Genomic DNA, 2,417 nt, shown 5'->3' on the forward strand with positions numbered 1-2,417 from the left:
CTCCGGACGGGCCGAAGCAGCCTCTCCGGCGTTTTGAGGAGCGTGGGTTCGGGGGCCGGCCCCCGAACCCCCGCTCCTCAAAACGCCGGAGAGGCTGCTTCGGCCCGTCCGGAGTGCGCTCGCGGCCCGCAGGGGGCAGATTTGATTGCCTGAGGTCGCGCGGCCGGGCGAGGAGGTGGTCGCCGTGTCCGACGGGCAGCGGTCCGGCCGGGCGCCCGGGGACCCGGCCGGCCGCCCGATGCTGTCGCCGGCGTTGACGGCGATGATGGACGCCGTCGGGGCCCACTCCGGCGCGGTCTACCTGCTGCCGGGCGACGAGCCGGTGCTGGAGATGGCGGTGATGGCGGGACTGCCCCGGTCCTTCGCGGCGCCCTGGGAGCGGGTCGGTGTCGGCGCGCCGATCCCGATCGCGCGCGCGGTGCGTGAGCGACGGTTGGTCTGGGTCGGCGGCGAGGAGGAGATGGCCCGCTCCTATCCGCGGATCGCCATGGTCCTGCCCTATCCGTTCGCGCTGGCCGCGCTGCCGCTGGCGACCGCCTCGAAGGTGTACGGCGCGGTCTTCGTGACCTGGCCCGGCTCACATCCGCCGGAGCTGTCCGACCGGGAACGGCACGAGCTCCAGACGGCCTGTGAGCGGCTGGCGCTGCGGCTGGAGCGGACCGCGGCGGAGAACCGTCCGGTGCGCGGCGAGGCCGATCCGCTGGTCGCGGGGCCGGCCGGGACCGCCGACACGCTGGGCACGGTGGAGGCGGCGCGGCTGGTGGCTCGGCTGCCGTACGGGCTGTGTTCGCTGGACCTGACGGGGCGGGTGGGGTTCGCCAACCCCGCCGCGGCCGAACTGCTGGGGGTGCCGGTCGGCGAACTGCTGGGCACCCATCTGTGGGCGTCGGTGCCGTGGCTGGCCGACCCGATGTACGAGGAGCGCTACCGGGCCGCGCTGATCAGCCGGCACGTCACGTCGTTCGTGGCGCTGCGCCCGCCCTCGCAGTGGCTGTCCTTCCGGCTGTACCCGAGCGCCACCGGGATCAGTGTGCGGGTGGTGCGGGCACGGGCGGTGTCGGTGACGGGCCCGGCCGGTGGTGAACGCGGTGACGCCGCCCCGCCCCGGCTGGTGTCGATGTCGCAGGCGCTGAGCCTGGCCGGGGCGCTCACCGAGACGGTGAGCGTGCAGGACGTGGTGCGGCTGGTGGCCGAGGAGATCGCGCCGGCCGTGGGCAGCGGGGCCCTGGCGCTCCTCGGGGCGCGGGCTGGCCGGCTGCAGGTCCTGGGACACCACGGCTACCCCGATCCGCACCTGGTGGAGCGGTTCGACGGGATGCCGCTGGCCTCCCCCACCCCCGGCACGCAGGCCGTCACCCATGGAGTTCCCGCCTTCTTCGACTCCCGCCGCCAGCTGGAGCACCTCTATCCGGCGCGGCACGCCACCCCCGACGGCTTCGCGGCCTGGGCCTACCTGCCGCTGATCGCCTCGGGCCGCCCGGTGGGCGTCTGCGTGCTGGCCTACACCGAGCCGCGCAGCTTCTCCACGCACGAACGCGCCGTCCTGACCAGCCTGGCCGGGCTGATCGCGCAGGCCCTGGACCGGGCCCTGCTGTACGACGCCAAGCACCAGCTCGCGCACGGCCTCCAGGCCGCTCTGCTCCCCCACTCGCTGCCCTCGCTGCCCGGCATCGAGGCGAGCGCCCGCTATCTGCCGGCCACCCGGGGCATGGAGATCGGCGGCGACTTCTACGACCTGGTGCCCTCGCGTCCGCTGCCGGCGGCGGTGATCGGGGACGTCCAGGGGCACAACGTGACGGCGGCCGGGCTGATGGGCCAGCTCCGCACCGCCGTACGGGCCTACACGACCGTGGGGCAGGAACCGGCCGAGGTGATGCGCAGCACCAACCGGCTGATGATCGACCTGGGCACGGAGCTGTTCGCCAGTTGTCTGTATCTGCGGCTGGACCCGGCGCGCGGCCGGGCGGTGATGGCGCGGGCCGGGCATCCGCCGCCCCTGCTGCGGCGGCCCGACGGACGGGTGCGCGTCCTCGACCTGGCGGGCGGCCCGCTGCTGGGCATCGACGCGGAGGCCACGTATCCGACGACGGAGATCGGGCTGGCGCCCGGCTCGGTACTCGCCCTCTACACCGACGGGCTGATCGAGTCGCCGGGGGTGGACATCGAGGACGCGGTGGCCGACCTGGGGCGGCGGCTGGGCGAGGCGGGCGATCTGCCGTTGGAGGCACTGGCCGACGAGCTGGTGGGGCACTACGCGGCCGCGGAGGAGCGGATCGACGACGTGGCGCTGCTGTTGCTGCGGGCGTCGTCGGCGCAGGACGCGGGCTGACGACCGGTCAGGTTATCCGGAGGTCGCGGGAGAACGCGACCGGTCCGGCCCTCCCGAGGGAGGGCCGGACCGTGGGACCGGCCGGACG

Annotated in this window: 1 protein-coding gene; it reads left to right on the forward strand. The window is 74.9% G+C overall.

Annotated elements, in window-relative coordinates; all coding sequences use genetic code 11:
- Positions 1 to 175: 175 nt before the first annotated feature.
- The gene (locus BZL64_RS37630) at positions 176 to 2,329 is read left to right on the forward strand and encodes a SpoIIE family protein phosphatase (protein ID WP_086773450.1); all 2,154 of its coding nucleotides are present in this window, start codon (positions 176 to 178) and stop codon (positions 2,327 to 2,329) included.
- Positions 2,330 to 2,417: the final 88 nt, after the last annotated feature.

The organism is Streptomyces bobili (assembly GCF_002154575.1).
In the GTDB taxonomy this organism is placed as follows: domain Bacteria; phylum Actinomycetota; class Actinomycetes; order Streptomycetales; family Streptomycetaceae; genus Streptomyces; species Streptomyces bobili.